Genomic DNA, 24,821 nt, shown 5'->3' with positions numbered 1-24,821 from the left:
GGCCGCCCCCGGCGGGGGCCCTGCCGCGGGCCCTGCCGCGGGCCCTGCCGCACGCCGCCTCCGCGGAACGCTTCCCCGCGGGAGGCGACCCCGGCCCCGCCCGGCTCAGCGCCCGTCGGCGGCGAGGACCGCCCGCAGCCGCCGACGGCATTCGGCGACGAAGGCGGGGAGGGTCTCCCCGTAGTGGGCGATGCCGCTGACCCCCACCGCGACGGCCCAGGCGCGAGCGCGGGCCCAGGTCGCGTCGTCGAGGTCCACGGCGTTCCAGTACGCCTCGCGTGCCCGGGGCGGCAGGTCCCAAACGGCGGCGTGTTCGGCGTCCGGCAGCCCGACGGAGAGGCAACCGAAGTCGACGACGGCGTGCAGCCCGCCGTCCCGGACCAGGAGGTTGCTCGGCTTGAGGTCGCCGTGCAGCCAGCCGTGCGGCGCACGGGACCCGGGAAGCGCGAGCGCGCCGCGCCACAGCCGTTCGAGGGCGTCGAAGTCGAGCGGGCCCGCGTCGGGCGGGCCGGAGCCGGGTGCGCCGTCGTCCGGTGCGTCGGCGTCGAGGGCGTCCGCGTCGCCCGTGCCCGCCCGGCAGTCGTCGAAGCAGCCGCTGATCCACCGGTCGCAGGCCCGCAGACCGCCGCCCCGGTACCAGCGGAGGCCGCCGGTGCGCGTGGCGCCCATGAGGTCGGTGCGGCGCAGGTCCCGGACGAACTCCGCCAGGTCGGTCCCGAAGGCGGCCCAGTCCCCGACGGTGTCCGGGCCCGCCTCCTCGCCGTCGATCCAGCGGTACAGGGACCAGGGCAGGGGGAAGGCGTCCGTGGGCGTCCCGGCGTGGACGGGCTCGGGGACGGGGCGCGGGAGACGGGGTGCCAGGCGGGGCAGCCAGGTGTGCTCCTTCTGCACGGAGCGCCCGGTGGCGGCGGTGCGCGGCAGCCGTACGAGAAGGCCGGCGCCCAGCCGGTACAGGGTGTTGTCGGTGCCCGCGCCCCCGGCGGACAACGGCAGGTCCGCCCACTGCGGGCACTGCTCCTTCAGCAGCGACCGGACCAGTGTCGCGTCCCGGGGGACCTCGTCCGCGTGCAGGGGCACGCCGTGTCAGTCCACGTGCCGGGCGACGGCGTCGGCGATGGCCCTGGTGTAGCGGGTGATGCCCGGCGAGGGGGTCGGGCACGGGCGTGGTGTCGTGGAGGTGGGGGCCAGGCAGAAGTGGAGGGGGTCGTCCGTGCGGTGCAGGGCGGCGAGTCCGTTGCGGCAGGCGTCCGGGGTCTTGGTCTCGGCTGCCGTGCACGGGAGTTGGCGCCGCCAGACGTAGCGGGCGCCGGGGGCGCTGACGGCCTTGCCCGCGTCGGCGAGCGCGTCGCCGGAGGCCGCCGCCCGGGCCCGGTAGAGGTCGTTGATGCGGGGGATGCGGTCGGAGGAGAAGGCGTCGGGCCCCTGGAGGACCCAGAGGATCGTGGGGCGCGGGATGCCCGCGCGGCGGGCGGCGGAGGCGATCTGCCCGGTGAGGGCCTCGGCGTCCTGGGCGTACCGCTCGTAGTAACGGGCGCTGGACTGGGGGATGCCGTCCATGCAGGGGGTGTACCCCCAGGCGTTGCCCCAGAACTGGAGGACGACCACCCGCGGGCGGTGCGCGGCGACGAGCGCGGCCGCCTTGTCCCGGGCGGGCACCAGGGAGCGCACGGGACGTCCGGTGAGGTAGTCGCAGAGGGTCGTGCCGGAGTACGGGGCGCTGTGCACGGTCGCCCGTCCGCCGGCGTCGACCTCGTCGGCGAGGGAGAGCTGGCTCTCCATGGCGAGGGAGTCGCCGAGGTAGAGGACGGTGGGGCGCTCGCCCCGGGGCCGTGGCGCGTCGGGTACGGACTGGGGTGCGGCGGCGCGCGTCCGGTCCGCCTCCGGGGTGGGGCGGGCCGCCGCCCTGGGGGCCGGGGGCGGCGGGGGCTCCTCCTGCGGCGGCTCCGCGAAGAAGGCGCACCCGGTGGCGCACCACAGCAGGAGGAGGACCAGCGCGACGGCGCGGGAGCGCCGGGGGCGTCGGGGGCTCATTTCCTCAGCCGCCCGTCGTGTCGTTGCGGTGCGGGGGCTCGGCCAGTTCGCCGCGCAGGCGCTGGGCGCGCAGCACCAGTTCGAGTTCGAAGCGGCGGTCCGGGTCGTCCACTTCGTCTCCCCACAGCTCCCGGATCTGCCGCATGCGGTAGCGGACCGTCTGCGGGTGCACCCCGAGGCGGGCCGCGACCTCCGGGGCGCCACCCCTGATCTCCAGCCAGGCGAGCAGGGTCTCCGCCAGCCGGCGGCCCTGGGTGGGGCCGCAGTGCGCGAGGGGGGCCAGGCAGCGGGCCGACAGGTCGCCGATGAGCGCCTCGGGCGGCAGCAGGACCAGGGCCTGGGTGTGCTCCGTACAGGACAGGAGGCCGTCGGAGGGGAGCAGGCCGCGTTCCATGAGGCCGACGGCGGCGGTCGCCCAGCGCAGGGACGTGGCGGCTTCGCCCAGCGGGACGGAGGGGCCGAGGGCGCCCGTCCAGCCGGCCGTGGCGCGCTTCAACTGTTCGGTGCGGCCCACCTGTTGGGGGTCGGGGACCACCATCAGGGGTTGTTCGCTCTCCATGTCGAGGAGGACTTCGGGGCCGACGGCCGGGGCGACGCTCTCCCGGGAGGGTCGGATCAGCACGCCGACGGCCAGCCGGTCGGGGAGTGTCCAGCCGATGCGGGCGGCGTGCGCGGACAGTTCCGCGAGGGACTTCGTGGCGTCGGAGGCTCCGGCCGCCGACTCGTGCAGGATGGCCTGGGTCAACTTGCGTTGCAGGCGCAGCCGTTCGCCCGCCTGGCGTGCCGCCGCCTCCGCGTAGCCGCGCAGGGACTCGTCGACCAGGCCGTCCAGGAAGGCGAAGCCCGACTCGGCGAGTTCGTACATCGCGGGCGGCGGGATGGCGACCTGCTGGCCGATCTCGGCGAGGCGCCGCCAGGCGAGCCGCACGCCGAGGCGGTAGACCGCCTGGAGGGAGTTGAGGGACCTGCCCTGGAGTCCTTCGCCGCGGCCGAACTCCTGGAAGACCTCCAGGTCGAGGTGGGGGCGGCGGCCGTCCTGGCGGACCAGGTGCCGGACGAAGTCCTCCAGGGCGCGGCGGATGCCGACGAGCGCCATGAGGTCGCCGTGTTCGTCGCGGATCAGCGGCATCCGGGGGTGCTCGCGGCAGATCTCGTCGAGGATCTCGCGGGCCAGGGCGGGCACTTCGGCGAGCGCCAGGTCGGCGAACTGCCGGATCTGGAGCGCGGGCACGTTGGCCCAGGCCGATTCGGACGGCGCGGCGCCGGGAGCCGGGGGGCCGCCCGCGGCGCCGGGCGACCGGGGGCCGCCCGTGGCGCCCGGGGCCGGGGGGCCGGTCGTGGTGCCGGTCGTCTTCATCGTCGCGGTGCCCCCGTCTCGTAGCTGACCAGAGGCACGTTGGGCTGCTCCGGGGTGGCATCGAGCAGGGCCACGATGCCGAACGCCGCGCCCACCGCGAGCGCGGCGGCGACGAGGGAGGTCAGGAGCGCTGAGATCAGTCTGGGCATGGTGGGAAACCTCTCCGACGCTGGTCCCCACCGGCGGCCTGACAGCAAGCCCACAGTCTCACGCGGCCCCGATGGGACGTCAAGGCCGCGCCCGCGGGGGAATTGACAGCCCGTCAAGACCGCGCTTACGGTTCCCGGCCCATACGCACCGTGCACGTGTTCACCTCCGCCATGGCACCCCCCTGGAGCGCCCCGTATGCGTCGCACCGCCTCTCCCCTGTCGCTGATCCTGCTCGGCACCGGCGTGTTTCTGCTGGTCCTGGCCCCGCTGTTGGTTTCGTACGTCAGTCCTCGCGCCAAGAAGAACCCGATCGACATCAGCACCACCACCGTGTTCACCGGCACGGGGAGTTACTTCGACACCAAGTCCCTGGAGCTCGCGCGCGACAAACCGCTCACGATCACCCGGCAGGTGCGCGGCGACGTCGCCGACAGCGTCCGCAGCGGGCGGGCCGTCTGGGACGTGTCGACGTCCATCGACACCGAGGAGACGCTGCCCGCGGCCGACACCACCGACTCGCTCCAGTGGACGCTGGAACGCTGGGTCACCGACCGCAGGACCAATGAGCCGGTGCACTGCTGCAAGGAGCAGCCCGTCTTCGACGGCGAGGCCTACCTGAAGTTCCCCTTCGATGTCGAGAAGCGCACCTACCGCTGGTGGGACGGCACGCTCGGCTCCACCGTCTCCCTCCGCTTCAGCGGCACGAAGAAGATCCAGGGGTACGAGGGCTACCGCTTCACCGGGACGGTGGCGCCCGCGAAGACGGGCACCCGGATGGTGCCGGGACGCCTGGTGGGGCTGCCCGAGCGGGGCCAGGTCCTGGCCGAGGAGTGGTACGCCAACCACGGCGTGGAGCTGGTCGTGGACCGGCGCACGGGACGCATCGTGAACGCGATGATCGGCCCGCGCAAGACGCTGCGGGCCCCCGGCGGGAAGAAGGACGCGCTGGTGCTGCTGGACAGCCGGCGGATGGAGTTCACCCCGGCCACCCAGCGCGCCCAGGTGGCGCAGGCGAGTGCGGACAGCGACAAGCTGCGGCTGGTGGGCGAGACGCTGCCGGTGGGCGGCGGCGCGGCGGGGATCACGCTGGCGGGGTCGGGGCTGTTCCTGGTCGTACGGGGCCGCAGGGACACCCCGGACCAGGGCTGAGCCGTCCTCCGGCGGCCGGGAAGCGCCCCGCGGCAGGGCCGCGCGCGCTCCCGGCCGGGCCGTGGGACGCGGCCGACGTGCTCCCGGGGGGCCGAGGTCAGCAGCATGACCCCGCCGAATGGCTTACCGAGTGCGGGATGTGATGAGGCGTCAGCCGATATCCGTGCGGAATTTGTCACGCACGTGAGTAGCCGCCCCGCACCCGGTGGCGAAAACTGCCTAACCACCCCACCGCACACGCAACGCCGTACGTCCCCACCCGTCAACCACCGCCAGGCCGCCCGCGGCCGCTCATCGGTCAGTCATCGGTTCCGCACCCTCGACACGAGTTGGAGCCCGGATGCCCCAGCACGGACCCCCCACGCCGCCCCTCGCGGCGCCCCCCGCGCCCCGCACGTCCCTGCGGCCCCCACAGCCGCAGGAGCCAACGGTACAGCCCCGCCGCATCGTCTTCCTGTCCCGGCGGGACCTGGGCAATCCCGCCGCCGGCGGCTCCGAGCTCCTCGTCGACCGGCTGGCCGACGGACTCACCGCCCTCGGCCACGAGGTCACCCTGCTGTGCGGCGGCCCCACCGCCCGCCGCAACTACCGGGTCGTGTCGGCGGGCGGCGACCTCGGCCACTTCCTGCGCGCCCGCCGCACCTTCGAGAAGCACATCGGCGGCTGCGACCTGCTGGTCGAGGTCTGCAACGGCCTGCCCTACCTGACTCCGCTCTGGCACCGCGGCCCCAGTCTCTGCCTGGTCAACCACGTGCACACCGAGCTGTGGGGAATGCGCTTCCCCGGCCCCGCCGCCGGACTCGGCAGACGCCTGGAGCACTGGGCCCTGTCCGCCGCCCAGCGCGACAACCTCCTGGTCGCCGTCTCGCCGTCCACCGCGAACGCCCTCGGCGCACTCGGCGTGGACCGCGAGCGCATCCGCGTCGTGCACAACGGCGTCGAGAGCCCGCAGGCCCTCACCGCCCGCTCCCCCGAGCCGCTGTTCCTCGCGGTCGGCCGCCTGGTGGAGTACAAGCGCATCGACCTGCTGCTGCGCCTGTGGGAACGGGTGCGCCCGGTCACCGGGGGCAGGCTGGTCATCGTCGGCGACGGCCCCGAACGCCGCCGGCTGGAGGCGATGGCGGGCCCCGGTGTCGTCTTCAAGGGATACGTCTCCGAGGCCGAGAAGCACGAACTGCTCTGCGCTTCCTGGCTGTTGCTGCACCCGTCGGCCGTCGAGGGCTGGGGCCTGGTGGTCACCGAGGCCGCCACCCGCGGCACCCCGTCCGTCGGTTTCGACGTGCCTGGGTTGCGGGACTCCGTCGAGGACGGGGTCACCGGCGTCCTGGCGCGCGGCGAGAGCTCGTTCGCCGCCGCCTGGTGCGCGCTCGCCCTGAGCGCCGAGCGGCGCACCGCGATGGGACGGGCGGCGATGCGCCAGGCGGAGCGCTACCGCTGGTCGGGCACGGTGAGCGCGTTCCGCGCGGTGGCCGCCGAGGCCGTGGGCGCCGCCGTACCGCAGCAGCCGAAGACGCCGGGGCCGGTGCCGGCCGGGGCGGTCGCCCTGCGATGAAGGACGCCAGCCGCACTCCGCCGCCGCTCCGGGACCCCTCCTTCCGGCGCTCCGCCGCACTCCTGCGGGCCTTCCTGAACGAGCAGGAGGACCCCGAGCACTGCTACACGCTGCTCGCGCGGGACGCCGCCGACCAGGTGCAGCGGTACGTGCCGCTCAAGGACCGGGTCGTGGTGGACGTCGGCGGGGGCACCGGGTACTTCGCCCGGGAGTTCCGGCGGCGGGGCGCGGAGACGTACCTCTTCGAACCGGACCCCCGGGCGCTGACGCCCGCCGGGCACCGGCCGCCGGAGGGCTCGGTGCTGGCCGACGGCTATCTGCTGCCGCTCGCCGACGGGGCCGCCGACGTCTGCTTCTCCTCCAACGTGCTGGAGCACGTCGCCGACCCGCAGACCTTCCTCAGCGAGATGGTGCGGGTGACCCGGCCCGGCGGGCTGATCTACGTGTCGTTCACCAACTGGTTCTCGCCGTGGGGCGGCCACGAGTGGGCGCCCTGGCACTACCTGGGCGCCGACCGGGGCCGCCGCCGCTTCGAGCGGCGCACCGGCCGCAGCGCCAAGCACACCGTCGGCGAGAACCTCTTCCCGATCCACGTCGGGACCACCCTGCGCCAGGTCAGGGAGCGGGAGGACGTCGCCGTCGTGTCGGCGCGCGCCCGCTACTGGCCGCTGCTGCCCTCGCTCCCTCCGCGGATCCCGGTCCTGCGGGAATTCGTCACCTGGAACCTCCTCCTCATCCTCCGGCGGTGTCCATGACCAGCACGCTCCAGGCTCCGCCCGGCCCGCCGTCGCACGCCGCGCCGGTGCCGGACGGGCGCGGCCCCGACGACGCGCCCCGCTCCCGCAAGTGGCTGCTGGGTTTCTGGGCGGTCGTCCTCGTGGCGTTCCTGGCGGTGTCGCCGGGGCGCATGACGTTCGAGACGAAGCTCGGCGTGGCCGCCGCCCCGTTCACCTTCCTCGCCGACCTGGGCGAGCTGTGGCACGCGCGGGCCGGGTTCGGCGGGATCTTCGACCAGTACATCGGCTACGCCTTCCCGATGCTGCCGTTCTACGCGCTGGCCGACCTGGTGCAGCTGCCGGTGTGGCTGGCGGAGCGTCTGTGGCTGTCGCTGGTGGTGTCGGTCGCGTTCTGGGGTGCGCTGCGCCTGGCGGAGCGGCTCGGGGTCGGCTCCGCGCGGAGCAGGCTGCTGGGCGCGGCCGTGTACGCGCTGTGGCCGACGTACACGATCGTCATCGGCTCCACGTCGGCGGCGGCGCTGCCGGGGGCGTTCCTGCCCTGGGTGCTGCTGCCGCTCGTCAACCCGGCGTTCAGCGCCCGGAGTTCGGCGCTGCGCTCGGCGCTGCTGATCCCGTTCATGGGCGGGGTGAACGCCGCCTCCACCCTCGCGGCGCTGCTGCCGGTGGGCCTGTACCTGCTGAGCCGCCCGGCCGGGCCGCGCCGCCGCACCCAGCTCCTGTGGTGGGTGCCGGGGGTGCTGCTGGCCACCCTGTGGTGGGTGGTTCCGCTGTTGCTGCTGGGCATCCACGGCGAGAACTTCATGCCGTACGTCGAGCAGGCGAGCACCACCACCGACACCATGTCCGCCACCGAGCTGCTGCGCGGCGCGGGCAACTGGACGGCGTACCTGAACTTCGGCGAGCCGTGGCTGCCCGCCGGGTGGACGGTCGCGGCCTCCGTGCTCGCGATCCTCGGCTCGGCCTGCGCGGCGGCGATCGGGCTCGCGGGGCTCGCCCGGCGGGACGTGCCCGAGCGGCGCTGGCTGCTGCTGGTCGTGCTCTCGGTCGTCCTCATCACCCTTGCGGGATACGGGGGTTCGCTGGGCGCGCTGTTCCCCGGCACGGTGCAGGACTGGCTGAACGGGTGGCTGGTGCCGTTCCGCAACATCTACAAGTTCCAGTCGGGTCTGGCGCTCGTCCTGGTGCTCGGCCTGGTGCACGCCGTCGCGGTGGTCTCGGAGCGGCACGGAACCCGCCGGGTGCCCGGCCGCTCCCACCTGCCCGCGCTGGCGGCCCTGCTCGTCCTGCCGGGCCTGCTGCTGCCGTACGTGAACGGCAGCATCCTCCAGCCGGGAGCGTTCCGGAAGCTCCCCGACCACTGGGCGCAGACGGCCGCCTGGCTCAAGGAGCACTCCCGCGACACCCGGGCCCTGGTCACGCCGGCGACCGCGCACGGCATCCACACCTGGGGCTCCACCATCGACCAGCCGCTGGACGTGTTGGCCAAATCCCCGTGGGCGCAGCGGGACTTCGTGCCGTTCGGCACCCCCGGCAACCGGCGGGTGCTCGACGCGGTCGAGCAGTCCCTGATGTCCGGCGGCGAAGTCCCGGGCCTGGCCGCCTACTTGAACCGGGCCGGGCTGCACTACGTCGTCGTACGCAACGACCTCGACCCCGACCAGATCGGCTACGTGCCGCCGCAGACCGTGAAGCGCACCCTGGAGTCGTCCGGGTACCGGCGGGTGACCGGCTTCGGTCCGGTCCTCACCGGCGGGCGCATCCCCGACGACACGCCCGTGCAGGTCGAGGGCCTGTACCCGAGGCAGCAGGCGGTCGAGGTGTACGAGCCCCCGTCCGGCACCCGTGACCCGGGGCGGGCGGCGCTCAAGCCGGTGGCCGACACGATGACGCTGGCCGGCGGCCCCGAGTCCCTGCTGCGGCTGTCCGCCGACCCCTCGCTGCGGGACCGGCCCGCCGTGCTGACCGGGGACAACGCCCCCGGGCTCGGCGAGCCCCCGGTGCGGGCGGCGGGCGACGGGCTGCGCCGGGCGGACACCCGGTTCGGGCTGGTGAACACCAACACCTCGTACACGTACACCGAGAAGGAGCGCAATCAGCCGGGCAGCGCGCAGGACCCCGGCCGCGAACCCCGGCAGATCCTGCCCGACGACGATCCCCGCCGCCAGACGACCGCCGTGCTGCGGGGCGCGAAGTCGGTGACCGCGTCCAGCAGCGGGAACTGGCTGTTCCACCTCCCCCAGTACGACCCGGTGAACGCCTTCGACGGCAACCCGGAGACCGCCTGGGCGGAGGGCAGCGCGGCCCGGCCCGCGGGCCAGTGGCTGCGGGTCGACTTCAACGCCCCGGTGACCATGCCCGGGACACTGCGCCTGACCCCGCTGCCCTCCGACGGGATGCGGGCCGCGCCGACGGTGGTCCGGGTGGAGACCGACCGGGGCGGCGCGACCAGCCCGCTCCAGCCGAACGGGCAGCCGCAGACCGTGGACGCCCCGCCCGGTGAGGCCAAGTGGCTGAAGATCACCATCGAGGAGGCCCAGCAGGGCCGCCCCGGCCTGATGGGCGCGGGCTTCAGCGCGGTGGACGTCCCCGGCGTGACGGTGACCCGGCTGCTGTCCCTCCCCAAGGACGCCGCGGACGACGGCACGGACCCGAACGTGCTCTCCCTGCACCGGGGCAGCGACCCCGGCGGGCTCTCCCCGGTCTCGGCGGAGGTGGGGCTGCACCGCCAGTTCACCACCCTGCGGGACGGGGCGTACTCGCTGAAGGCGAAGGCCCTGCCCGTTCCGGGCGAGGCCCTGGACGAGCTGCTGTACCGCCAGGCGCCGGACCAGCGGCGGCAGTTGCTGGTGAGCGCCGAATCCACGGCGAAGCTCGGCACCTCGCTGAGCCCCCGCAACCTCGTGGACGGCGACCTGAGCACCTCGTGGATCTCCGGCAACAAGGCCGTCCTGCACCTGCGGTGGCCGGAGAAGCGGCCCGTCGGGCAGATCGTCTTCGCGGCGGCGGGCGGCCTCTCCACCCGCCCCGAGCAGGTCGAGATCAGCTCCCCGGACGGCGCGGCGACGGCCGCCGTCGACCCCAACGGCCTGGCGAGCTTCCAGCCGATCACCACCGACCGGCTGGACATCACCCTCACCAAGGCGGCGCCGCTGACCATCCACAACCCGGTGGCGCAGGGCGAGCTGCAGCTCCCCATCGGACTGAGCGAGGTGTACGTCCCGGCCCTGGAGGACTACCGGGTGCCGCAGCCCGACCCCTCCCGCGCCTTCTCGCTCCCCTGCGGCCAGGGCCCGGTCCTGTCCGTCGACGGCACGCTGCACGCCACGAGCGCCCGTGGCACCCTGCGCGACCTCACCGAACGCCGCCCGATCGAGGTCTCGCTGTGCGCGGGCGAGCAGCGGGACGGCGTGGCCCAACTGGCCGCCGGCACCCACCGGTTGGAGGCGGGTGACACGGGTCCCCTCGCCATCACCGACCTGACGCTGACGCGGGGCGCGGTCTCCGCGCCCTCCGCCGACCGGCGCGCGCTGGACTTCAAGGACTGGTCGGGCGACGCGCGCGAGGTGAGGGTCGGGGCGGGCGCGGCCTCGTACCTGCAACTGCACGAGAACGCCAACCCCGGCTGGCGGGCCACCCTGAACGGCAAGGAGCTCAGCCCGGTCCGGCTGGACGGCTGGCAGCAGGGCTGGCTGGTGCCGGAGGGCGAGGGCGGCACGGTGCGGCTGGAGTTCGCCCCGGCGCGCTGGTACGTCGGCGGTCTCATCGCGGGCGGTGTCGCGCTGCTGGCGCTGGCGGGCCTGGTGCTGTGGACCCGGCGGGACGCCCGCGAGCCGGACGGGCCCGTGCCGGCGCCGCCCGCCCCCGGTGCCGTGCTCGGCCTGGCGGCGCTGACGGTGATCATGGTCCTGGTGGCGGGGCCGCTGGCCCTGGCCGTGCCCGTCCTGGCACTGCTGGCCCGTTGGCGCCCGGCGCTGCTCCCGCTGGTCGCCCTGGCGGCGATGGCGGGCGCGGGAGTCGCGGCGGCCTGGGGCGCGGGAACGCCGGTGGCGGCCCAGGCGGGCGCCTTCGGCCCGCTGGCCCAGTCACTGGCCGTGGTGGGCGTGGTGGCGGCGGTGGTGACCCTGGGCTCCGCGGCGGCGCCGGACTCCGGAGGCACCCTGCGGTGGCCGTGGCGTCGGAGGGAGGGGTGACGGCACGAGCACGCTCGCGCCGGGGGGACGTCCCACACCGCCGGGCGGGGGTTCCGGCCCGGCGGGCGGGGGTTCCGGCCCGGCGGGCGGGGGTTCCGGCCCGGCGGGCGGACGTCCCGCTCCGCCGGGCAGGGGTTCCGATCCGGCGGGCGGACGTCCCGCTCCGCCGGGCAGGGGTTCCGATCCGGCGGGCGGACGTCCCGCTCCGCCGGGCAGGGGTTCCGGCCCGGCGGGCGGACGTCCCGCTCCGCCGGGCGGAGTCCGTCTGCTTCCGGCGGGCGGACGTCCCGCGCTGCCCGGCGGACGTTCTGGTCCGGCTCGCGGACGTTCCGCTCCGCCGGGCGTTGTCCGTCTGCTTCCGCCGGGCGGAGTCCGTCTGCCTCCGGCGCGCGGAGTCCCCCTGCGTCCCGCGGATGGCGGCCCGGCGCCGCACCGTCCGCGCTGCCGCGGCCCGCGGCGTCGGGACGGCCACCGCTCACCCGTGCCCCCGGGCCCGGCCCCACGTCGATCACCCGAGGAGCCCGTGATGCGCGCCCCGAACTCCACCACGCCCTTCACCGTCGTCGACGAGATCACCCGGCACTGTCTCGACCCCGCCGAGCCCGAGACCGTGCACCTCGAGGTGCACCTCCCCGAACCACCCGATCCGGAACGGCTGCGGAAGGCCTTCGTGCAGGCCCTGCGGCAGCATCCCCGCGTCCTGATGCGCGAGGCCCCCGGACCCTGGTACCGCCGCCGGTACGAGTGGGAGCTCACCGCGCACCCGGACACCACGGGCGTCGTCGTCCACCACCCCGACGCGTCGCCCGGCGTGCTGGAGGCGGCCAGGGCACGGGCGCTCACCCACGCCCCGCCGCTCTCGCTGTCGCCGCCGGTACGGCTGGAGATCATCGGGAACGTACTGCTGCTGGTCCTCAACCACACCGCCCTCGACGGGCCCGCCTGCCTGCGCGTCCTCGCCACCACCGCCGAGCTCTACGGAGGCCGCGACAACTCCCCCGCCGCCTCCGCCACGCCCGAGCGGCCCGAGCACCGCCCGCGGCAGCCGGTCCCGGGGACCGGGTTCGCCCCGGTGGCGCGGGTCGCCGCCGGACCGCACCGGGGCACCAAGGCCACGGGCAACGGCATGCTGGCCGTGGAGCTGCCGGTGCCCCGCCGGCCGCCCGGCGTCCTCTACACCGTCAACGACCAGTTGATGGTCGCCACCGCCCGCACCATCGCCGAGTGGAACGCCGAGCGGGGCGCGCCCCCGCGCCCGATGCGGATCACGATGCCGGTGGACGACCGCCCCCGGGGCATGGACATGCCCATCGGGAACGGCACCCGACTGGTGGAAGTCCCCTTCCTGCCCGAGGAATTGGCGCAAGCGGACACACCGGGGCTGCTGATGCGGACCGCCGACCGCACGCGCGCGCTCAAGGCCCTCTCGCGGCCCCAGCTCGGCCACGGGGCGCGGCTGCTCACCGCACCGGTCGTCCCCGTCGCCCTGCGCGCCGCCGCCACCCGGCAGCTCCGGCGGGCCGTGGCGGCATGGACGTCGACCACCCTGCTCAGCAACATCGGCCGGGTCCCCTACCCCCTGGACTTCGGCGACGGGGCGGGCCGGGCGAGCGCGGTGTGGTTCTCGGCGCCGGCCCGCATGCCGCGCGGGCTGACCGTGACCACCGCGGCCACCGCCGGCCGCCTGCACCTCTGTCTGCGCTGGTCGGGCGCGCTGCTGGGCCGGGCGGACGGCGAGCACCTGCGCGAACTCTTCGAGAAGCACCTCCAGTCGACCTCCGCGCTCGCCCCACCCGCCACCACCCCCTGAAACACCGTCCCCGCCACCGCCCGACGACGCACCTCCCCCGCCCCTTTGACCCCGAGGAGGGATCGCCGCCATGACGGCTCCCACCGCCGACCCGCACCTGCCCCGCGACGCCGCCCACGAGGAGCCGCGCGACGGACTGCGCGACTTCTACGAGAACCCCGCCGTGCCCGTCGCCTCCGGCGACCCGCGCAGCCGCCGCCAGGCCCTCATGCTCGCCGCCGCCCTCGCGGGCGCCCCCGGCGCCACCGTCCTCGACGTGGGCTGCGGCGACGGCACCGCCGCCGCGACGGCCGCCCCGCTCCTGCCCGGCCACCGGATCGTCGGGGTGGACTGGTCGCAGGACGCCCTGCGCAGGGCGTCCCGGCGGTTCGCCGCTGCCAAGGGCGAGTTGTCCGCCGTGCGCGGCCAACTCACCGACGGCGGACTGCCGTTCGCGACCGCGTCCGCCGACGCCGTCCTGTTCAGCGAGGTGATCGAACACCTCGTGGACCCCGACAGCGCGCTCGACGAGATCCGCCGCGTCCTGAAGCCCGGCGGCCACCTCATGCTGTCCACCCCCAACCTCGCCGCCTGGTACAACAGGGCACTCCTGCTCGCCGGGGTCCAGCCGGTCTTCTCCGAGGTGAGTCTGCGCGGCATCCACGGCCGCCCGGGCCGCGAGGTCGTCGGCCACCTGCGGCTCTACACCGCGCGCGCCCTGCGCGGCCTGCTCACCGCGTCCGGCTTCGAGGTCGTCCGCACGGCCGGCGCCCCCTTCCACGGGGTGCCCCGCCCGCTGCGCACCCTGGACCGGCTGGCCTGCGCCGCGCCGTCCGCCGCCTCGATCCTCCTCGTCCACGCGCGCGTACCCGGACGACGCACCGCCCCCGCTCCCGGCCGGGGGAGTCGAGAGCCGTGATGTGGTGGGGCGTGCTGGCGGCACTGTGCGCGAACGTCCTCTACAGCGGAGGCTTCGTCCTCCAGAAGCGCGCCCTGGGCGACCTGCCGGGCCTGGACGTGCACCGCCCGCTGCGCGCGGTGCGGCTGCTGCTGGGCAGTCTGCCGTGGGTGGGCGGGTCGCTGGCGCTCGCGGGCGGGTTCGCCGCGCAGTTGGTCGTCTACCGGACCCTGCCGATGACCGTCGCGCAGGCCCTGTTCATCTCGGGCCTGGTGCTGCTCCTGCTGCTGTCCTCGCGCACCCTGGGCGAACGCGTCTCGGTGCGCGAGCGGTACGCGATGGGCGCGGTGGTGCTCGCGCTGCTGATGGTGGTGCTGTCGCTGGACTCGGGCGGCGAGGACGTGGGCGCGTACTCGCCGCCCGCCCTGATCCTGCTGCTCAGCGGGGTGTCCATCGGCGCGGGCATCTGGGTGTACGTCGTCACCGACCGGCGCGACGCCGTCCGCACGCCGCCGGCCGACGGCGTCCCGCACCGGACCAGCGGTGTGCCGTACGGGGTGGCCGTCGGGCTCGTGTACGGGGTCAGCTCGCTGGCGATCAAGGGGCTCTCGGCGCTGTTCGACGCCGGGAACCTGCCCGGCACGGTCACCGCCGTGCTGACCTCCCCGTACCCCTATCTGCTGCTCGTGACCGGCGGCACCGGTCTCGTCCTGTCGCAGACCGCGCTCCAGCGCTGCCGGGCCTCGCTCGTGGTGCCGGTGTGCACCACCACGTCCTGCCTCTACACCGCCACGCTCGGCAGCCTCGCGTTCGGTGAGTCGCTGCCGGGCGAGCCGCTGCGGCTGGTGCTGCGGGTGGCGGGGGCGGCCCTGGCGGTCGCCGTCCTGCTGAGCCTTTCCTCGTACGAACAGCCCTCACCCGAAAAGGACCTCACCCGTGAACCCCACTGACCCGCTGCTGAAGATCCTGGCCTGCCCGATCGACAAGGGCCCCCTGTCCCTGGTCCCGGACGGGAGCGCCCTCTACAACCCGCGGCTGCACCGCCGGTACCCGATCGTGGACGGCGTCCCCCAGCTCCTGCCCTCCTCGGGCGAGCAGTTGGACGAGGGCGAACACCGCCGCCTCATGTCGTCCTGACGCGGGGCGGCGGGGCGCGGCGGGGAGCCTCAGGGGTAGACCCGCACGGAGTTCGTGGAGGTCAGGCTGGTCCACAGTCCGGTGCTGCAGTTGTTGACCGTGAGGTCCCAGGCGACGCTTCCGGTGCCGTTGTAGCCGGTGCGTCCCTGGACCTTGGCACCGCCCGTCTGGCAGTTCTTGACGGTGTAGTCGCCGACGAGGTTGGCGACGTTGTACGTCCCGTAGCGGTAGAAGCTGTAGACCATCGGGTGGTTGGGGCTGCCGTCGAAGATGTCGCCCTGGTAGATGCAGACGTAGCCCGGACTGCAGGAGGCGGTCGCTCGCGCCTCGGCGGCCGAGGCCGTCGACGTGGTGGTGAGGGCGGTCGGCACGGCCAGGGCGAGCGCCGCGCCCAGGGCGGCCGGGGCGCGGCCCCTCCGGGTCGCCCGTCGGGGTCGAAGAGGGGTGCGGGTGACGTTCACGTGCTCTCTCCCATTCGTCGTGCCGGGGTACTGCGCGGTACGGAAGTGGTCCGTCCGGAAGCAGTATGGGTCTTCGCCCGGCCTCCGTCACCGGCACGACGGGGCGAAGGCGCGAACGGGCGCACGCATGGCCGTCGGGACGCCGGCGGGCCCGCGACCTGCGGGGCTCCGCGGAGTCCGTGGCTGAGCCACCCTCTTCCGTACCCTGGCAGCATGCAGATGCGCCCCACCTTGAACTGGGTTCCCGACGGTGACCTGCCGCCCGCCGTCTCCGACTGGACGCCCGTCGCCGACCTGCTGGGCCGTGGCGGCGTGCTGGTGCTCAGCGGTGCCGGGATCTCCACGGAGTCCGGCATTCCGGACTACCGGGGCGAGGGCGGCAGTCTGAGCCGCCACACCCCGATGACGTACCAGGAGTTCACCTCCGACCCCCGGGCCCGGCGCCGCTACTGGGCGCGCAGCCACCTGGGCTGGCGGGTCTTCGGCCGGGCCCGCCCGAACGCCGGGCACCGGGCGGTGGCGGCCTTCGCCCGGCACGGCCTGCTCTCGGGCCTCATCACGCAGAACGTCGACGGGCTGCACCAGGCCGCGGGCAGCGAGGACGTCGTGGAACTCCACGGCAGCCTGGACCGCGTCCGGTGCCTGACCTGCGGCACCGTCGAGCCGCGCGGCGCGCTCGCCGTCCGCCTGACCGAGGCCAATCCGGGTTTCGCGCCGGTGGCCGCCGGGATCAACCCGGACGGCGACGCCGACCTCACCGACGCGCAGGTCGGGGACTTTCACGTGGTGCCGTGCACGGTCTGCGGCGGTGTCCTCAAGCCGGACGTGGTGTTCTTCGGCGAGCCGGTCCCGCCGCAGCGGGTCGAACAGTGCCGGGAGCTGGTCCGCGGGGCCGCGTCGCTGCTGGTCCTGGGCTCGTCGTTGACGGTGATGTCGGGGCTCCGGTTCGTACGCCAGGCCGCTCGGGCGGGCACGCCGGTGGTGATCGTCAACCGGGACGCGACGCGCGGCGACCGCGAGGCGCGGGCCCGGGTGGCACTGCCGCTCGGGCAGACGCTCACGGAGGTCGCCGACCGGCTCGGGGTGGAGGTCGACCAGGCGGAACCCGTACCACACCGAGGAGAGCACCACTGATGCCGACCCCGTCCGGCCCCCACCCGCACTCCCGCCCCCTGTACGGCTGCATGGGACTCGGCGGCGCCTGGGACCCCACCCCGTACACGGCGGCGGACATCGCCGAGGCGGAGGCCGCCGTCGAGGCCGCGCTGTCGGCCGGCATCACCGTGTTCGACCACGCCGACATCTACCGGCACGGCAAGTCCGAGGCGGTCTTCGGCGAACTCCTCGCCCGGGACGCCGGGCTGCGCGGCCGCATCACCCTCCAGACCAAGTGCGGCATCCGCCTGCCCGACGGCGACGGCGGCGGCCGGTACGACCTGCGCGGGAGCAGCATCGTGCGCCGCGTCGAGGAGAGCCTGACCCGCCTGCGCACCGACGTGCTCGACGTCCTGCTGCTGCACCGGCCCGACCCGCTGACCGGCCCCGAGGAGATCGCGGAGGCGCTCGGCTCGCTGCACGCGCAGGGGCTCGTACGGCGCTTCGGCGTGTCGAACATGAGCGCCGCCCAGATCGAGCTCCTCCAGTCCCACCTGGACGTGCCCCTCACCGTCAACCAGCTCGAGATGAGCCTGGCCGCCCGCGACTGGGTCGAGTCCGGGGTCCTGCTGAACACCCGGGCGGCGGCCGACAACGGCTTCCCGCACGGCACCGTCGAGTACTGCCAGGGCCGGGGCGTCCGGCTCCAGGCCTGGGGCGCGCTCGCCCAGGGCCGCTACACCGGCCGCACCCCCTCCTCCCCCGCCGCGCGGCTCGTCTCCGGCATCGCCGCCCGCAGGGGCACGACACCGGAGACGGTCCTGCTGTGGTGGCTCCAGCGCCACCCGGCCCGGATCGCCCCGGTGATCGGCTCCAGCCGCCCCGAGCGCATCCTGCGCTGCGCCGACGCGGTGCGCCGCGCACCGGAGCTCACCCACGAGGAGTGGTACGAGCTCTGGACCGCGGCCCGGGGCGAGCCGCTGCCGTAACGGCGCTCAGGACGCTCAGAAGGCGTGCGCCATCAGCTCCGCGAACAGCGCGTCCTCGTCGGCGTCGAGGCCCCGCGAGCGGAACCAGGCGCAGATGTTGGCGCAGTCGCGCTGGAGGAAGGCCATCCCGTTGAGGTTGCCGACCAGGTCCACGATCTGGGGCAGATCGATGATCACCAGCCGCTCGCCCGCCGCCAGGATGTTGTACGCGGACAGGTCGCCGTGCACGAAGCCGTTCTGCACCATCGTGGCCAACGCGTCGGTGAGCTGCTCGAAGTACGAGGCGAGCAGTGGGGGCGAGGGCCGGACCTGGGCGAGCCGGGGCGCGGTCACCGCCGCGCCCTCCTCGTCGGGAACCGTGATCCACTCCATCAGGATCTCGGTGCCGTCGATCTGGACGGGGTACGGAACGGGCAGCCCGAGGCCCCACAGCCGCACCAGCGCGCCCCACTCGGACACGGCCCACTCCCCGGCCGCGACCTGCCGTCCGAAGGTGCTCTTGCGCTTGAGGGCGCGCTCGTCGCGGGAGCGCCGCATGGAACGGCCCTCGGTGTAGGAGGCGGCGCGGTGGAAGCTGCGGTGCTCGGCGGAGCGGTACCGCTTGGCCGCCATGACCGCGCCGGCGCCCGGATCGAGGGGGTCGGCCCGCTCGACGAGGTGGACGTCGGCCTCCTTGCCGGTCTTGAGGACGCCGAGTTCGGTGTCGATCGCGCCCTGCGAGGTCACGACCCAGTCGGGGCGCGGCTCGGGGCCCCGGCTCAGCGGTTCGACGCTGAGCCAGGTCGACCAGCGCTGGCCGTCCTTGAGGTCGTCGTCGTACGCCTGGAAGTCGAAGACGAAGCGTTCGTCGACCTCGCCCGGATCGGCCGCGGGCGGGACCCGGCGGGAGGAGTCGACGGCGGAGAGGTCAGGAAAGGCCGGGAACTGCGGGTACTGCGGGAAGTCGTCGCGAGACATCGCTGAAGGTGCTCCATGAGATGAGGGAAGACAGGACTGCGGGCAGCCCGAGAACAGTCGTGATCACGGTCGTGCCTCCTCTCGCGAAGCACCGGGCGGTTCCCGGCGTCCCGCCCATGGTGCGGTGCGGACGCGGGGGCGGCAACCGAATTGATGCGGCGCCCCGTCGGCTCCGTCCCGCCGGGCTCACCGAGCGGGTGTTATGATCACTCCAGCAGCCTTTCGGGTCCGGACGCTTCCGGCCGAGAGGCTTTTTTTGTGCCCCGAGGCAGCGGGCACGTCTCCGCAGGGCTTCTCCGGGCGTTCCGCCCGGACCCCTGCCCGCCCCTCCCCCGAAGGAGCCCCGTGTCCGACTTCTCGGTGCGTCCTGCGTACGAGGCCGACCGCCCCGTGCTGGAGCGTCTCTGGCTGATGTTCCGTCACGACCTGTCCGAGTTCGGCGGGCAACTGCCCTTCGCGGACGGGACGTACAGGAGCGATTGGCTCCGGATGGCCTTCGAGGACGCCGACCGGGCGCCGTACCTGCTGCTGAGCGGCGAGCACCCCGTCGGCTTCGCTCTCGTCCGCGGGCTCGACGGCACCACGCGTGTGCTGAACGGCTTCTTCGTGGTGCGCGGGGCCCGCAGGTCGGGGATCGGGCTGCGCGCGGTCGCGGAGGTCGTCGCCCGGCACCCCGGCCCCTGGGAGATCGCCTTCCAGGACGCCAACGCGGGCGCCGTGCGCTTCTGGCGCCGGGTCGCCGCCGAGATCGCGGGCGACGCGTGGACGGAGGAGCGCAGGCCGGTCCCGGGCCGGCCCGACCTGCCGCCCGACGTGTGGATCTCCTTCGTACGGCCGGGGCCGCGCCCCCCTCAGAAGGCGTAGCGGACGCGCAGCCAGGGGGCGTGGGTGGCCAGCAGGTGCTGGAGCTGCTCCAGGGAACGGCGTTTGACGTCCGGGCAGTAGCGGACGTTCAGGGCGCCGTTCTGGGAGCGTTTGGTCTCCTGGGCGGCCGGCTGCCAGAGCAGGTCTTCGGCGCGGGGGTGCCAGCCGAGGTTGACCTCGTGGAGCTGTTCGTTGTGGGTCAGCATGATGATCTCGGCCGCCGCCTGCTGCTTCACCCGGGCGGGCAGGACGTCGTCGAGGTGGGTGAGGAGGTCGGCCCAGTCGCGCTGCCAGCCGGGGCGCAGGACGACGGGCGAGAGGTTGAAGTGGACCTCGTACCCGGCGTCGAGGAAGTCGGGGGCGGCGGCGATCCGCTCCGCGACCGGGCTCGTACGGATGTCGAGCACGCGGGCGTCCGCCGACGGCATCACGGAGAAGCGCACCCGGGTGCGGCCCCGCGGGTCCAGGGCGAGCAGGTCGGGGTTGACGAACTTGGTCGCGAAGGACGCCTTGGCCGTGGGGAGGGTGCGGAAGGCAGCGATCAGGTCGGCCGTGTTGTCGCAGACCAGGGCGTCGACGGAGCAGTCGCCGTTCTCGCCGATGTCGTAGACCCAGGCGTGCGGGTCGCACTGGTTGGGCTCCGGTTTGGGGCCCTGGGCGCGGACGTGGCGGCGGACGTGGGCGACGATCGCCTCGATGTTGGTGAAGAGGGTGATCGGGTTGGCGTATCCCTTGCGGCGCGGGACGTAGCAGTAGGCGCAGGACATCGCGCAGCCGTTGGAGGCGCCCGGGGCGATCCAGTCGGCGGACCGTCCGTTGGGGCGCGTCTCCAGGGTGCGCTTCACGCCAAGGACGAGGGTCTCTGTCTTGACCCGGACCCAGCGGGCGACGTTGCCGTCGTTGCCGTGCAGGGAGGGGATGCGCCAGTGGCTCGGCACCTCGGTCACCCGGGCGTCCGGCAGTCTCGCCATGATCTGCCTGCCGCGCGGCGAGTCGAGGGCGGCGGGTTCCGCGTAGACCTCGCGCACGTCGAGCAGGCGGCGGGCCTGCGCGCTGTCCGCGAAGGCGGAGGGCCGCGGGGCGGCGTCGGACCAGTCGAACAGGGCCTCCTGTTCGGGCCGGTCCGGCGGCGGCCCCGTGCTCGGCCGGTCCACGGGCGTCTCCTCCGACGAGCGGTATGGGGGGAAGCGAGCCGTCAGCGGTGCGGGTTGCCCTGGTCGGGATCGTCGTCGATGGTCTGCCAGGTCTCGCCGCGCTGGCTGCCGCCGCTGGGCTGCGGGGGCGACCCGGCGCCCTGTCCGGGCACCTCCGACCGCTTCTTGTTGCCCGCACGACGGCTGCCGAAGAAGAACGCCCCCAGCAGGAAGAGCACCACCACGACGCCCACCACGATCAGCAGCAACGAAGGCCCGCCCTCGGCGGCCAGGATCTGAGAAGAGTTCATGTCCTCCTGCCTACCCCCGATTCGATCAATCAGCGACCGGAAGGGCGTCCTAAATGGCGCCGCCCCGCCCGCACACGACGGCTCCGGGAACATCGCCCCTGGTCAGGGCGGCATTCCCGGAGCCGGGTGAAAGGTCAGCCCACCGGCACCCGGTTGCGCGGAACCAGTTGGGCCACCCCGAACAGCAGGGCGTACCCCTCCGGGAGCCCGGCCAGGAGCCGCTCGCTCAGACGGGGACCCGCCAGCCGGGCGACCTGACGCAGCACGGACCCCGCGTCCCACCGGGCCGGCCCCGGTCCGGTGCCCCGGCGGGCGGCCAGGTCCTGGACGAAGCCGAACCCGGTGAGCGGGCGCGGGCCCGGGGCCCGGGAGACGAGGGCCTCGGCCGCCTCGCGGGGCAGCCGGGCGGCCAGCTCGACCCGTTCGTCCCCGGTGAGCTGCGCCCCCAGGCAGGCCAGCACCGTACGGGTGACGTCCTCGGCGTGCGCGGCCGACCGGTACAGGCCGTCGGCCCGCACCCGGGCCACGAACTCGCGGAAGTCCGCTCCGTGCTCCCGGGGCACGGCGTCGGGCGTACGCGTGCGCCCGGGAGTCGCGGTGGCGGTCATGCGTTGATCTGCCGGGGCTGCTCACCCGTGCCGCTGATCGAGATCTTGCGCGGCTTCGCCTTCTCGGTGACCGGGATGCGCAGACTCAGCACACCCGCGTCGTAGCGGGCGTCGATCCGCTCGGTGTCCAGGGTGTCCCCGAGGATCAGCTGCCGGGTGTGGGTGCCCGACGCGCGCTCGGCGGCGATCATCTCGGCGCCCTCCGGGGCGGCGGAGCGGCGCTCGGCGCGCACGGTCAGCACATTGCGCTCGACGTCCAGGTCGATCGACTCCGGGTCCACGCCCGGCAGGTCGAAGTGCACGACGAACTCGTCGCCCGACCGGTAGGCGTCCATCGGCATGGCCGCCGGGTGCGCCGCCGTTCCCCACATCTGCTGGGCGAGCCGGTCCAGTTCACGGAAAGCGTCGGTACGCATGAGCATCACGGTGACTCCTTTTCTCTCTGCGGCTGCGATGCCCTGACGTCTTCTTATATAGCTCACCAACCAGAATGTTGACAAGCCCCGACTCAACTAAAGTGCGGGCCCGGAACCCGGGGTTGGCATCGGCCCGTGGGGGAACCCGCACGCCGACGATCGGAGAGCGGATGCAGGTGGACCTCCTCGGCTTCCTCGGCGTGGTGCTGGTGGCGTACGTGGTGCCGGGACCCGACTTCCTGGTGGTGGTCCGGTCGGCGACCGAGCACCCGTCGAAGGGGCGCGCCGCCGGCCTCGGCGCGCAGACCGGGCTGTGCGTGCACATGCTCGCCGCCGCCGTCGGCCTCTCGGTGGTGGCCGCCCGCTCCCCCGTGGTCTTCGACGCGATCAAACTGCTGGGCGCGGCCTACCTGGTGCACCTGGGCGTACGGGCCGTCCTCGCCGCCCACCGCGCCGCCCGGGAGCGCCGTACACACCGGGAGGCGACTGCGGAGGCCCCCTTGGTGGCTGGGCCGACCGGGCCGACCGGGGGAGAAACCGGCCGGGGCCGGTGGCGGTCCGGCTTCTCCCAGGGCTTCCTGACCAATGTGCTCAACCCCAAGGCGGCGCTGTTCTTCCTGAGCATCCTGCCGCAGTTCGCGCACGGCACCGGCTCGCTCACCCGGGAGATCTTCTTCCTCGGCGCCCTGGACGTCCTGATCGGCGTGGGCTACTGGTTCGGCCTGGTCGCCGTCGCCGCGCGCCTCCAGGCGTTCCTGGCGCGTCCGAAGGTCCGCCACCGCTGGGAGCTGACCACCGGGTGGCTGTTCATCGCGATCGGCGTGGGGGTGGCGACCGCCGCCTGAGGCTACCGCTGCCGCGCCGGGGCCATCGCCCAGCGGATGACGCCCGTCACCGCCGTCCCGGAGGCCCGGGTCAGCGGCGCGAGGCGGCGCGGGCCCGCGCTCAGGTCCAGTTCCGTGCGGGCCCAGGCGGGCATCAGCGCGGCCGCGTTCGCGGTCAGGGCACGGTAGGGGACGCGGGCGGGCCAGGGCAGCGGGGGCTCGGTGACGATGAACCGGGCGGCCTCCCGCGCCGCCCGCGTCGCCCGCAGTTCCGGGCGGTATCCGGCGAGCACCTCGCGCAGTTGGGCCACGTCCGAGGGCGGCCGCTCCGCCCCGAGCGCCTCGGCGATGCGGGCCGCGTCCCGGACGTACGCGTCGCAGTCGGCCCGGGACAACGGGTGCGCGCCGAAGGTTTGGTGGGCGGTGAGGAAGCTGTCCACCTCGGCGGCGTGCACCCAGGCCAGGAGGTGCGGGTCGTCCGCGCGGTAGGGGCGGCCGTCCTCGGCCGTTCCCCGCACCCGGGCGTGCACCGCGCGCACCTGCGCGACGGCGGCCGACGCGTCGGCGTCGGTGCCGTACGTGGTGACCGCGAGGAAGGTGCTCGTACGGGCGAGCCTGCCCCAGGGGTCGCCCCGGTAGCCCGAGTGCGCCGCGACCGCGGCCATGGCCAGCGGGTGCAGGGACTGCAGGAGCAGGGCGCGCAGCCCGCCGACGAACATGGAGGCGTCCCCGTGCACGGTCCGGATCGGCCGCTCGGGGCCGAACCAGCGGGGGCCCTCGGTGCCGTGGATGCGTTCCCGGTTGGCCGGCCCGTCCTCCCCGGCCACCTGGGCGAACAGCAGGCCGCCCAGGCGGTTGCGCAGAGCCTCGCCGGTGCGTCGGATCACGTCCGTGCCTCCCCTGTGCCATCGTCGGTGCCTCCAGTGTGCCTCCGGAGACGGGCGTTCACGGCGGCGGATTTCGGATCGGCGCTCATACGCCGGATGTTCCGGGGCAGCAGTGGCCGTGAGGGAGAAGAGCTCCCCGCGACGGCTGGGCGGCAGGCCGCCCGGTTATACGAAGCCGAAGAGGAAGGACGCTCTGTGTCGAAGGTCGAAGAGTCCGTCGAGGTCGAGGTCCCGGTACGCACCGCGTACGACCAGTGGACCCAGTTCGAGACGTTCCCGCAGTTCATGGATGGCGTCGAGCGCATCGAGCAGCGCACCGACCGGCTGACCCACTGGGTGACGAAGATCGGTGGCGTCAGCAAGGAGTTCGACGCCGAGATCACCGAGCAGATCCCCGACGAGCGGGTCGCCTGGCGGGCCGTGGGCGGCGAGGTCAAGCAGGCCGGTGTGGTGACGTTCCACCGCTTGTCCGCGGACCGGACCAAGGTCATGCTTCAGCTCGACTACGAGCCGGAGGGGCTCACCGAGAACGTCGGTGACAAGCTCGGGATCGTCAAGAGCAAGATCACCGGCGACCTGAAGCGGTTCAAGACGTTCATCGAGGACCGCGGCCGCGAGACCGGCGCCTGGCGCGGCCAGGTCTGACCCGGCCCCCGGCCGCGAGTCCCGGAATTCCCGGCCGGAATTCCAGGGCCCTCGGACCTCGGGGCGGCCCCCGTGCGAGCACCTCGCGCGGGGGCCGCCCCTTTTTTCGTCCTCGGGTTTTCTGCCGTCAGGACTTCTTGTGGACCACCTTGCGGACGTTCTCCACGCTGCCGCAGTCGTCCTTCAGGTACTCCTCGCGCGCGCTCAGGAAGGCCGAGCCGAGTTCCGTGCGCCGGGAGTCGGCGACGTTCTCGCGGGCCCCGTTGAGGATGGTGCGCTCCTCCTCGTCCAGGTGGTGCGTGACCGCCTCGACCAGTTCCTCCAGCTTCTCGTCCCAGTCGTCGGAGCCGACCTCCTCGACCTCCAGGAGGGCCAGCAGGGCCTCGTTGCCCTCGTCGTGCTCCTCGGAGCCGTGCTCGACCTCTTCGTCGTCGATGTTCTTGTAGCGCTTGAGAGCGGGGTACACCTCGTCCTCCTCCGCCTCCCCGTGCGCGATCAGCAGCGCGGAGAACTCCCGCAGCGCCCCGGCCCGGTCGTCCTCCACGCTGCGCATCCGGCGGAACAGCTCCTCCATCCGGCGGTGGTCCTCCAGGATCAGCTCCACCACGTCCTGCGACTGCTGTGCCACGGTCTTCTCCACA

25 protein-coding genes are annotated in these 24,821 nt (G+C 74.2%); 13 read left to right on the top strand and 12 right to left on the bottom strand.

What is annotated here, in order from left to right; translation table 11 throughout:
* Window positions 1-105 precede the first annotated feature (105 nt).
* From ACZ56L_RS22620 to ACZ56L_RS22605, 4 genes are read right to left on the bottom strand one after another with little or no spacing between them, the layout of a single operon-like run.
* Window positions 106-1,077, bottom strand: coding sequence for a phosphotransferase (locus tag ACZ56L_RS22620; RefSeq protein WP_471065858.1), 972 nt, complete (start codon window positions 1,075-1,077; stop codon window positions 106-108).
* Window positions 1,078-1,083: 6 nt separating this feature from the next.
* Window positions 1,084-2,031 (bottom strand): SGNH/GDSL hydrolase family protein, encoded by a 948-nt coding sequence (locus tag ACZ56L_RS22615; RefSeq protein ID WP_471065856.1) that lies wholly within the window; start codon window positions 2,029-2,031, stop codon window positions 1,084-1,086.
* A 4-nt stretch (window positions 2,032-2,035) separates the two neighbouring features.
* A complete protein-coding gene (locus ACZ56L_RS22610) occupies window positions 2,036-3,388 on the bottom strand; it encodes a PucR-like N-terminal domain-containing protein (protein ID WP_345219552.1) in 1,353 nt (450 codons plus the stop codon).
* Window positions 3,385-3,537 carry a hypothetical protein gene (locus ACZ56L_RS22605; RefSeq protein ID WP_345219551.1) on the bottom strand — a complete coding sequence of 51 codons (153 nt, stop codon included), beginning with the start codon at window positions 3,535-3,537 and terminating at the stop codon, window positions 3,385-3,387. The genes ACZ56L_RS22610 and ACZ56L_RS22605 overlap by 4 nt, the downstream gene beginning before the upstream one ends.
* Before the next feature lie 196 nt (window positions 3,538-3,733).
* On the opposite strand from ACZ56L_RS22605, the gene pgfA reads away from it, so the two are divergent.
* The 8 genes from pgfA to ACZ56L_RS22565 all read left to right on the top strand — a co-directional run bounded on the left by pgfA (window position 3,734) and on the right by ACZ56L_RS22565 (window position 14,990).
* Complete coding sequence (gene pgfA / locus ACZ56L_RS22600; protein WP_471065853.1) at window positions 3,734-4,687, top strand: cell envelope lipid trafficking protein PgfA; 954 nt, start codon at window positions 3,734-3,736, stop codon at window positions 4,685-4,687.
* A 340-nt stretch (window positions 4,688-5,027) separates the two neighbouring features.
* A complete protein-coding gene (locus tag ACZ56L_RS22595; protein WP_471065851.1) occupies window positions 5,028-6,239 on the top strand; it encodes a glycosyltransferase family 4 protein in 1,212 nt (403 codons plus the stop codon).
* Complete coding sequence (locus ACZ56L_RS22590) at window positions 6,236-6,994, top strand: class I SAM-dependent methyltransferase (protein ID WP_345219548.1); 759 nt, start codon at window positions 6,236-6,238, stop codon at window positions 6,992-6,994. Before ACZ56L_RS22595 ends, ACZ56L_RS22590 begins: the two co-directional genes overlap by 4 nt.
* On the top strand, window positions 6,991-11,166 hold the full coding sequence (locus tag ACZ56L_RS22585) for an alpha-(1->3)-arabinofuranosyltransferase domain-containing protein (protein WP_471066280.1): 4,176 nt from the start codon (window positions 6,991-6,993) through the stop codon (window positions 11,164-11,166). The genes ACZ56L_RS22590 and ACZ56L_RS22585 overlap by 4 nt, the downstream gene beginning before the upstream one ends.
* Before the next feature lie 526 nt (window positions 11,167-11,692).
* Window positions 11,693-12,976, top strand: a complete 1,284-nt coding sequence (locus tag ACZ56L_RS22580; RefSeq protein WP_471065849.1) for a condensation protein — start codon at window positions 11,693-11,695, stop codon at window positions 12,974-12,976.
* A 70-nt stretch (window positions 12,977-13,046) separates the two neighbouring features.
* The gene (locus tag ACZ56L_RS22575; RefSeq protein ID WP_471065847.1) at window positions 13,047-13,874 is read left to right on the top strand and encodes a class I SAM-dependent methyltransferase; all 828 of its coding nucleotides are present in this window, start codon (window positions 13,047-13,049) and stop codon (window positions 13,872-13,874) included.
* Complete coding sequence (locus tag ACZ56L_RS22570; RefSeq protein ID WP_380837949.1) at window positions 13,874-14,803, top strand: hypothetical protein; 930 nt, start codon at window positions 13,874-13,876, stop codon at window positions 14,801-14,803. Before ACZ56L_RS22575 ends, ACZ56L_RS22570 begins: the two co-directional genes overlap by 1 nt.
* Window positions 14,790-14,990 carry a Trm112 family protein gene (locus tag ACZ56L_RS22565; protein WP_345219545.1) on the top strand — a complete coding sequence of 67 codons (201 nt, stop codon included), beginning with the start codon at window positions 14,790-14,792 and terminating at the stop codon, window positions 14,988-14,990. The genes ACZ56L_RS22570 and ACZ56L_RS22565 overlap by 14 nt, the downstream gene beginning before the upstream one ends.
* 29 nt (window positions 14,991-15,019) lie before the next feature.
* Here the strand turns inward: ACZ56L_RS22565 and ACZ56L_RS22560 are convergent, their stop codons facing one another.
* Entirely contained in the window at window positions 15,020-15,451 is a 432-nt protein-coding gene (locus tag ACZ56L_RS22560) for a hypothetical protein (protein ID WP_345219544.1), read from the bottom strand.
* A gap of 213 nt (window positions 15,452-15,664) precedes the next feature.
* Here ACZ56L_RS22560 and ACZ56L_RS22555 point away from each other — a divergent pair, with 213 nt between their 5' ends.
* Together ACZ56L_RS22555 and ACZ56L_RS22550 are read left to right on the top strand one after the other, a co-directional pair.
* Entirely contained in the window at window positions 15,665-16,585 is a 921-nt protein-coding gene (locus ACZ56L_RS22555) for an NAD-dependent protein deacetylase (RefSeq protein ID WP_401759987.1), read from the top strand.
* A complete protein-coding gene (locus tag ACZ56L_RS22550; protein WP_471065844.1) occupies window positions 16,585-17,535 on the top strand; it encodes an aldo/keto reductase in 951 nt (316 codons plus the stop codon). Before ACZ56L_RS22555 ends, ACZ56L_RS22550 begins: the two co-directional genes overlap by 1 nt.
* 15 nt (window positions 17,536-17,550) lie before the next feature.
* On the opposite strand, the gene ACZ56L_RS22545 is transcribed toward ACZ56L_RS22550, so the two are convergent.
* Complete coding sequence (locus tag ACZ56L_RS22545) at window positions 17,551-18,492, bottom strand: serine protein kinase RIO (RefSeq protein WP_468689647.1); 942 nt, start codon at window positions 18,490-18,492, stop codon at window positions 17,551-17,553.
* Window positions 18,493-18,837: 345 nt separating this feature from the next.
* On the opposite strand from ACZ56L_RS22545, the gene ACZ56L_RS22540 reads away from it, so the two are divergent.
* A complete protein-coding gene (locus ACZ56L_RS22540) occupies window positions 18,838-19,356 on the top strand; it encodes a GNAT family N-acetyltransferase (protein WP_471065842.1) in 519 nt (172 codons plus the stop codon).
* Here the strand turns inward: ACZ56L_RS22540 and ACZ56L_RS22535 are convergent.
* From ACZ56L_RS22535 to ACZ56L_RS22520, 4 genes are all read right to left on the bottom strand, one after another.
* Window positions 19,344-20,510 (bottom strand): spore photoproduct lyase family protein, encoded by a 1,167-nt coding sequence (locus tag ACZ56L_RS22535; protein ID WP_471065840.1) that lies wholly within the window; start codon window positions 20,508-20,510, stop codon window positions 19,344-19,346. The genes ACZ56L_RS22540 and ACZ56L_RS22535 overlap by 13 nt on opposite strands.
* A gap of 41 nt (window positions 20,511-20,551) precedes the next feature.
* Window positions 20,552-20,800 (bottom strand): DUF6479 family protein, encoded by a 249-nt coding sequence (locus tag ACZ56L_RS22530; RefSeq protein ID WP_345219538.1) that lies wholly within the window; start codon window positions 20,798-20,800, stop codon window positions 20,552-20,554.
* 134 nt (window positions 20,801-20,934) lie between these two features.
* Window positions 20,935-21,408 (bottom strand): DUF2267 domain-containing protein, encoded by a 474-nt coding sequence (locus tag ACZ56L_RS22525; RefSeq protein ID WP_345219537.1) that lies wholly within the window; start codon window positions 21,406-21,408, stop codon window positions 20,935-20,937.
* A complete protein-coding gene (locus tag ACZ56L_RS22520; RefSeq protein WP_345219536.1) occupies window positions 21,405-21,830 on the bottom strand; it encodes an Hsp20/alpha crystallin family protein in 426 nt (141 codons plus the stop codon). The genes ACZ56L_RS22525 and ACZ56L_RS22520 overlap by 4 nt, the downstream gene beginning before the upstream one ends.
* 164 nt (window positions 21,831-21,994) lie before the next feature.
* Here ACZ56L_RS22520 and ACZ56L_RS22515 point away from each other — a divergent pair, with 164 nt between their 5' ends.
* Entirely contained in the window at window positions 21,995-22,669 is a 675-nt protein-coding gene (locus tag ACZ56L_RS22515) for a LysE family translocator (RefSeq protein WP_471065838.1), read from the top strand.
* Window positions 22,670-22,671: 2 nt separating this feature from the next.
* On the opposite strand, the gene ACZ56L_RS22510 is transcribed toward ACZ56L_RS22515, so the two are convergent.
* Window positions 22,672-23,532 carry an oxygenase MpaB family protein gene (locus ACZ56L_RS22510; RefSeq protein WP_471066278.1) on the bottom strand — a complete coding sequence of 287 codons (861 nt, stop codon included), beginning with the start codon at window positions 23,530-23,532 and terminating at the stop codon, window positions 22,672-22,674.
* Between the two features lie 198 nt (window positions 23,533-23,730).
* Between ACZ56L_RS22510 and ACZ56L_RS22505 the strand changes: the two genes are divergently transcribed.
* Window positions 23,731-24,180 carry an SRPBCC family protein gene (locus ACZ56L_RS22505; protein ID WP_345219533.1) on the top strand — a complete coding sequence of 150 codons (450 nt, stop codon included), beginning with the start codon at window positions 23,731-23,733 and terminating at the stop codon, window positions 24,178-24,180.
* Between the two features lie 127 nt (window positions 24,181-24,307).
* Here ACZ56L_RS22505 and ACZ56L_RS22500 read toward each other — a convergent pair whose 3' ends face one another.
* Entirely contained in the window at window positions 24,308-24,808 is a 501-nt protein-coding gene (locus ACZ56L_RS22500; protein ID WP_345219532.1) for a hemerythrin domain-containing protein, read from the bottom strand.
* Between the last annotated feature and the right edge of the window lie 13 nt (window positions 24,809-24,821).

It is taken from the genome of Streptomyces sp. NPDC039736, from assembly GCF_055596485.1.
The sequence above is the reverse complement of the archived record's forward strand: the minus strand, read 5'-3'. Positions and strand labels throughout refer to the sequence as shown.